General features: G+C 58.7%; 8 protein-coding genes. 6 read left to right on the top strand and 2 right to left on the bottom strand.

What is annotated here, in order from left to right:
- Nucleotides 1-134: 134 nt before the first annotated feature.
- A complete protein-coding gene (hisH, locus tag ACVWXC_RS13200; protein WP_011429853.1) occupies nucleotides 135-785 on the top strand; it encodes an imidazole glycerol phosphate synthase subunit HisH in 651 nt (216 codons plus the stop codon).
- Nucleotides 786-791: 6 nt separating this feature from the next.
- Entirely contained in the window at nucleotides 792-1,253 is a 462-nt protein-coding gene (locus tag ACVWXC_RS13195; protein ID WP_414347111.1) for an EVE domain-containing protein, read from the top strand.
- Nucleotides 1,254-1,309: 56 nt separating this feature from the next.
- On the opposite strand, the gene surE is transcribed toward ACVWXC_RS13195, so the two are convergent.
- Nucleotides 1,310-2,089, bottom strand: coding sequence for a 5'/3'-nucleotidase SurE (surE, locus tag ACVWXC_RS13190; RefSeq protein WP_011429851.1), 780 nt, complete (start codon nucleotides 2,087-2,089; stop codon nucleotides 1,310-1,312).
- Between the two features lie 372 nt (nucleotides 2,090-2,461).
- On the opposite strand from surE, the gene ACVWXC_RS13185 reads away from it, so the two are divergent.
- Entirely contained in the window at nucleotides 2,462-3,127 is a 666-nt protein-coding gene (locus ACVWXC_RS13185; RefSeq protein ID WP_011429850.1) for a Crp/Fnr family transcriptional regulator, read from the top strand.
- A 42-nt stretch (nucleotides 3,128-3,169) separates the two neighbouring features.
- Nucleotides 3,170-4,039 carry an alpha/beta fold hydrolase gene (locus ACVWXC_RS13180; RefSeq protein ID WP_457393233.1) on the top strand — a complete coding sequence of 290 codons (870 nt, stop codon included), beginning with the start codon at nucleotides 3,170-3,172 and terminating at the stop codon, nucleotides 4,037-4,039.
- On the opposite strand, the gene ACVWXC_RS13175 is transcribed toward ACVWXC_RS13180, so the two are convergent.
- On the bottom strand, nucleotides 3,979-4,581 hold the full coding sequence (locus tag ACVWXC_RS13175; RefSeq protein WP_457393230.1) for a DUF2518 family protein: 603 nt from the start codon (nucleotides 4,579-4,581) through the stop codon (nucleotides 3,979-3,981). The two genes, ACVWXC_RS13180 and ACVWXC_RS13175, sit on opposite strands and share 61 nt — an antisense overlap.
- Before the next feature lie 181 nt (nucleotides 4,582-4,762).
- Between ACVWXC_RS13175 and ACVWXC_RS13170 the strand changes: the two genes are divergently transcribed.
- Together ACVWXC_RS13170 and ACVWXC_RS13165 are read left to right on the top strand one after the other, a co-directional pair.
- On the top strand, nucleotides 4,763-5,110 hold the full coding sequence (locus ACVWXC_RS13170) for a dynamin family protein (protein WP_457393227.1): 348 nt from the start codon (nucleotides 4,763-4,765) through the stop codon (nucleotides 5,108-5,110).
- Nucleotides 5,088-5,774 (top strand): hypothetical protein, encoded by a 687-nt coding sequence (locus ACVWXC_RS13165; protein ID WP_457393224.1) that lies wholly within the window; start codon nucleotides 5,088-5,090, stop codon nucleotides 5,772-5,774. The genes ACVWXC_RS13170 and ACVWXC_RS13165 overlap by 23 nt, the downstream gene beginning before the upstream one ends.
- The last annotated feature ends 152 nt before the right edge of the window (nucleotides 5,775-5,926 follow it).

The following is a 5,926-nucleotide window of genomic DNA, read 5'->3' as shown; positions in this document are numbered from 1 at the left end:
GGGACTGGGGGGCTGGGGGGCTGGGATATAGGGGGGTACAGAGCGGGGCTTCCAGGACTACGTCCCGCTAGCGCGAACGGCGGATTAGCTAAAACCACTATACTGATAGGCTCTTGAAGGTTTCAGGAAAAGCCATGAAAGCCGTGCGCCTGGCGGTGATCGACTATGATGCCGGCAACCTGCATTCAGCTTGCAAAGGGCTGGAGCGGGCCGGGGCCGAGGTGCAGCTAGTCACAGAGCCGGCTGGGCTAGCGGCTTTTGATGGCCTTGTCCTGCCCGGCGATGGGGCCTTTGACCCAGCCATGCAGCAGTTGCGGGCGCGCGGCTTTGGGGAGGCAATCCGACAAGCCATCGAGCGGCAGCAGCCTTTCTTGGGCATTTGTATTGGTTTGCAAGTTTTGTTCGAAGACAGCGAAGAGGGGACAGAGCCGGGGCTGGGCATCGTGCCGGGGCGGGTGCAGCGCTTTCGACCGGAGCCGGGCCTGCGCATCCCCCACATGGGCTGGAACCAGTTGCACCTTACCCAGCCCGACTCTCCCCTTTGGGCAGGGATCCCCGAGCAAAGCTGGGTTTACTTTGTCCACTCCTACCACGCGGTGCCCAAGGATCCAAGCTGGGTGGTCGCCACCACCCAGCACGGCAGCCAAACCTGTGTGGCCGCCATTGCCCGCGGCACCTTGTTTGCCACCCAATTTCACCCCGAAAAGTCCGGCCCTGTAGGCTTGAAGATATTGCAAAACTTTGTCGAGTTTGTTGCCCGTCGCTTGCCTGCTGCCGGCGCCTAGCGTTTCATGAACTACTGGCTGATGAAATCGGAGCCCAGCGTCTACAGCATCTGGGATCTGCAGCGGGACGGTCAAACCCTTTGGGACGGCGTGCGCAACTACCAAGCCCGCAACTACTTGAAGGCCATGCAGGTTGGGGATCGCGCCTTTTTCTACCACTCCAACGCCGACCCCCCCGGCATAGCCGGCCTGATGGAGATCGTGGAGACTCAGGTGGTGGATCCCAGCCAGTTTGATCCCACCAGCCCCTACTACGATCCCAAGTCAACCCCTGCAGCGCCCCGCTGGCAGACAGTGCGGGTGCAATTTGTTGCCGCCTTTGGGCGCTTGATCCCTTTGGCCCAGTTAAGGGCCACTTTTACCCCTGCGGAGTTAGAAGTGGTGCGGCGAGGCACGCGACTGTCGGTGATGCCTGTTCCCCAGGCTGTGGCAGAACGGCTGCTGGCCTTGGCAGCCGTTCCCCTCTAGGGTTTCCCCTGGCTGCGATCCCGGCCAAGCCTGCTTGCCCTAGGCCATTTTTGCTTTCAAAAGCCAAAGGCTGAGAGGCCCCAGCGCTGCAAGCTCTCGAAAGCGGCGTAGGCCGTTAAATCCGGCTGCAGGGGCGTAATCGACACATACCCCTCGGCAACCGCCCGCACATCGGAACAGGGATCCACCTCCTCTTCCACCACCTCTCCTGCCAGCCAGTAGTAGGCCTTGCCGCGGGGATCTACCCGTTTCTCGTAGAGATCCGTGTACTTGCGCCAGGCCAGGCGGGCCAAGACCATGCCGCGTATTTCAGCCAACCCTAGCGGGGGGACATTGACGTTCAACAGCATCGGCTTCTCTAAAGGCTTCAGGCTCAGCTTCTCCAGCAGCATCAGCACCACCTGGGCCGCCGGCTGAAAATCCTGGTGGGTAAAGCTGGCCAGGCTCACGGCTAGGCTGGGGATCCCTTCCAGCAGCCCTTCCATGGCTGCCGAGACGGTGCCGGAATAGAGCACATCAGTGCCCAGATTGGCTCCCTGGTTGATGCCGGCAATGACCCAGTCAGGGGGCTGCTGCAGCAGACCGTCCAGGCCCAACTTGACGCAGTCCGAGGGCGTGCCCGAACAGGCCCAAGCTTGCACCTCTGGCGGAAACCCCTCCCGCACCGGATCCACTCGCAGCGGCTTGTGCAACGTCAAGGCGTGGCCGGTAGCCGAGCGCTCCCGATCCGGACAGACCACCGTGATCTGATGTCCACCCACCTGAGCCAGCGCAGCGGCCAGACATCGCACCCCCGCCGCCTGGATGCCATCGTCGTTGCTGATAAGGATATTCATCGCAGCCACCCCACACCTGTACTCAGACATCCACCAGTCTGACCCCATTCTGCGCCATCCCCTAGCTGGCTGAGTTCGGCGACAAGCTCTGAAAATTTACGGCTTCTTGAGGTTATTATTGGACGTAGCCTTTTGAACAATATCGGTAGAAACCCGATGTCGCCCCATAGGGTTCAGTGCCATTATGAAGCTAAGGTAAAGTAAGCCTGTAGGTTCTCTCCTCTTTGTTTTGCCCCCTTGCGGTTTCCCCATCCTCTCACGACTCCGTTCCGCGGACGCGAAGGCGAAAGCGTTGTGTTGCAACAGTAGCCAGGTAAAGCTGGGGAGTCTGTAAAACCCATCAGGTCGCTCGAGCGACAGGAAGTTGATCCCATGACACTTGTTTCCATCACATCGGCAGCAGAGGCTCAGGAATGGCGGGAACTCCGCCAGTGGGCCGAAGAGCACTACCGCTCTCGTACGTTTCCTAAAGATGTGCGCATTCCAACTCGTCCGGGATTGGTGTACATCCCCCAAGAGGGCGTGGTGCGCCTGGTCAGCCAAACGCCGGAGCGGCGGGAGGTTTTTGTCGGGTTTATCACGCCCGGGGTGCCCTTTGAGCTGAGCAACCCGGAGCGCTTTGAGCTAAAAGCCTGCACCCATGTCGATCGCACGACGGTGATGTGGTTTTACTGGCAGGATTTGGAGCAGTGGCCCTATCTGCACCAGAAAATTCAAGAAAGCTTCCGCCAGCAACTGCAACGCAAGTTGCTCTGGCTGGGCAACTTGGGCCAGCGTCGGGCCATCGACCGCCTGAAGGGCTTTTTGACCTTGTTAATCGACGAGTATGGGCAGCCCTGTGAGCAGGGGATGTACCTCCCCTGGCCCCTCACCCACGCCCAGATCGGGGATGCCATTGGTGCCACCCGCGTGACGGTTACTCGCCTGCTGGGATCCCTGCGCTCGAAGGGGTTTGTGCAGGTGCTGGATCAAAACTTAATCTGCATCCCCAACGGGGTGAAGCTGCAGCCGACGCCAAAAAAGGCGGCCAGCGCCTGACCCTGCGATTTCAGTGCAATTTCAAAGTGCTCTGGTAAGCCGATGGGCCTACAGCTCCACTGTCGTGTTTGGGGAGAAGGGATCCCTTCGCTGCCCATCCTGCTGCTCCACGGCCATCCGGGCAATGCCGACTGCATGGAAGTCTTTGCCGAGGCGGTGGCGGGGATGCACCCCTGTGTGGCGCCGGATCTGCGCGGCTACGGGCGTTCGCAGGTGCGGGATCCCTTTGAGATGTCGGCCCACCTGGAGGACTTGCAGGAGCTGCTGGATCGCCTGGGCTGGCAGGAGTGTCTGCTACTGGGCTGGTCTTTGGGCGGGATCCTAGCCCTAGAGTTGGCTTTGCGCCTACCCCAGCGGGTCAAAGGCTTGATCCTAGTAGCCAGCGCTGCCTGTCCCCGCAGCAACCATCCCCCTACCGATTTTTGGGATCAGCTCAACACCGGCATTGCTTCGCTGCTCAACTGGCTTTGGCCCGGCTGGAGTTGGAACATCAACACCTTTGGCCGCCGCTCTCTCTACCGCTACCTAGTCCAGAGACATACCCCGAGAACCTATCGCTACCTGGCCCAGGCAGCTTTGCCGGCTTACCTGCATACCTCTCCTCAGGCTCGCCAAGCCCTACGCGCTGCCCTGCAGCAGGGCTACAACCGCGAGGGAGAGCTGCAGCAGCTGCACATACCTGTGTTGCTCATGGCTGGCGAGCGGGATCGCCACATCACTGCCGCCAGCAGCCTGGCCACTGCCCGCGCCTTGCCCCAGTGCACCTGCATTGTCTATCCCAACGTGGCCCACCTCTTCCCCTGGGAGATCCCCGACCAGGTAGGACGGGATCTGCGGCGCTGGCTTAGCGCTCAAGACTGGGACAAGGGGGACTCTCCCAACCCACCCTCAGCGGAAGAAGCCACAGCCTGAACCTGGGCCAGCTTGCGCAGCCGAGCAAAGGCCTCTTCCTCCAGGTGGATTTGCTGCTGCTGTTGTTCTTCCGGGGTGCGCAGGCGTTTCCCCAAAGGCTGTTGCAGCGTGCCCAAAAGTAAGGGCTCGGAGACTCCCGGCTCGGGGTGGATGACAGTGCGGGCTTGCAGGGTAAACACTGGCGAGCCGGTAGAGAAGCGACCTGGGGAGGCCAGATCGCTAGCTGCCTGCTTCAGCGTAAGGATCAGTTGCTCCGGGGTGATATCTGGGCTAACGGCAATGACCGCCCGCTCCGCCCCTTGGTCATAGACAGTGGTGTAGGGAGCAGCCCCGGGGATGCGGGAGCGGAAAATGGGCCCTAGGCTCAGAGCAAAACAGCCTGCCGTTAGGACCAAGGTAAAGGCCGTGTAGCCCACTAGCGAAAACTTCCAAGGCCAGTTGCGTATCCAGGCCAGCAGCGTTAGCAGCGCCAGGAAGACCGCTACTCCCAGCCCCACCTGGCTGGCAGAGGCGAAGAAAGATTGCAAAGAGCCATCCATCATTCGCAAACTACCTCTTGTTGACCCCAGAACTGCCGGCGGCTATATGCATTTTAGAGCCATTTCTTTATGCTACTAAATCAGCATTGCTGGCAAGAAGGACGCTGAAAAAATGCGAAGAAAACGAACCACGGTACTAGCGAAAGGACTATAGTGCCGGCGAAGCGGCTTGAGAGCTGTCGGCATGTCATCTTCAACTCTATCTGAAGGAGCGCATCACAGGCTTGATTCTACGGATCCCTCGGTAGCCCTGCGGATCGCAAGAGAGTCACTGTTCACCCTTGGCAACCTCACTGCCGGGATCCTCAGCGAATACCACGACGTCACTAGCAGCTCTGTGCTGCTGGAGAAGCTGCAGGCCTTTCGGGTTGTCTACGAAGAGGCCGTTGCCCGCCTACAGAAGCCCTCCTTCCGGATTGCCACCATTGGCACCACCTCTTCGGGTAAATCCACTATTGTGAACGCCCTCATTGGCCCGAAAATCGCGCCTATTGGGGCCCGGGAGATGAGTGCCGGGATTCCTGCAGATTAGGCACAGCGAGCGGAGCAGGCTAGTTATCCACAATACCGAAGGAGCTACCTGGGAATGCGGCAGGTGGGAAGACCTGAGGGACGAAGAAATCTACAGCCGGCTCAAGCTGACGATGGAGGCCTACCACCAAGAGCGGCGAAAGAAGAGGAAGAAGAGGGATGAAGCGGAGGTGGGCATCCCTCAGGTAGACGTTGAGTGTCCGCTGCTGCCGGTCAGAAATCCTTTTCTGTTAGGCCTGCCTGAGGGCTTACAGGTCGAGATTTATGACTTGCCTGGCCTAAACTCAATTCAAGATAGAACAAGCCTTAGGATTATCCAAGAGCATGTCAGCAAGTGCTTTAGCTTTGTTGCACTGGATTACTCTCAGACAGATTGGCAAGGACGGGAAACTCTCTTGAGAGAGCTAAAGGATGTCGTAGAGTTTCTCAGAGGTCAAACCAGTTTGATGGTCTTCTTGCTCAACAGGGTTGACATGCGGAATCAAACCGACAACCCTCTAGAGCAAAGGATCGAGGAGCTGAGGGAGGAAATTCAGGAGATTCTGGCTCTTCCAGAGCCGCCTTGCATCGTTCCTCTTTCTGCTATTGCACTCTTTTATGCTCAATGTGCCTGGGGAGCTAACTCTTCTGAAGCGTCGGATGTAGATCCCAGTACCAGGCGGTGAATGGTCAGCTCTCTTTTTAAAGACTGCTATAACTTCATTAAAGCCTCTACGAGAGGTGATACAGCCTGTTAAGGGCTCAAGGGGTACAATAGCAGCACTTAGCAAACCAACTTCGGAAGGAGGATGGATTGATCAGTAGTAAAGAAGTCTTC

The sequence above is a fragment of the Thermostichus sp. OS-CIW-20 genome (assembly GCF_054061455.1).
This window is presented reverse-complemented; position numbering and strand designations above follow the sequence as displayed.

Coding starts and splice junctions, on each gene's coding strand:
- hisH (WP_011429853.1), top strand. CDS start 135: ATGAAAGCCGTGCGCCTGGCGGTGATCGACTATGATGCCGGCAACCTG.
- ACVWXC_RS13195 (WP_414347111.1), top strand. CDS start 792: ATGAACTACTGGCTGATGAAATCGGAGCCCAGCGTCTACAGCATCTGG.
- surE (WP_011429851.1), bottom strand. CDS start 2,089: ATGAATATCCTTATCAGCAACGACGATGGCATCCAGGCGGCGGGGGTG.
- ACVWXC_RS13185 (WP_011429850.1), top strand. CDS start 2,462: ATGACACTTGTTTCCATCACATCGGCAGCAGAGGCTCAGGAATGGCGG.
- ACVWXC_RS13180 (WP_457393233.1), top strand. CDS start 3,170: ATGGGCCTACAGCTCCACTGTCGTGTTTGGGGAGAAGGGATCCCTTCG.
- ACVWXC_RS13175 (WP_457393230.1), bottom strand. CDS start 4,581: ATGATGGATGGCTCTTTGCAATCTTTCTTCGCCTCTGCCAGCCAGGTG.
- ACVWXC_RS13170 (WP_457393227.1), top strand. CDS start 4,763: ATGTCATCTTCAACTCTATCTGAAGGAGCGCATCACAGGCTTGATTCT.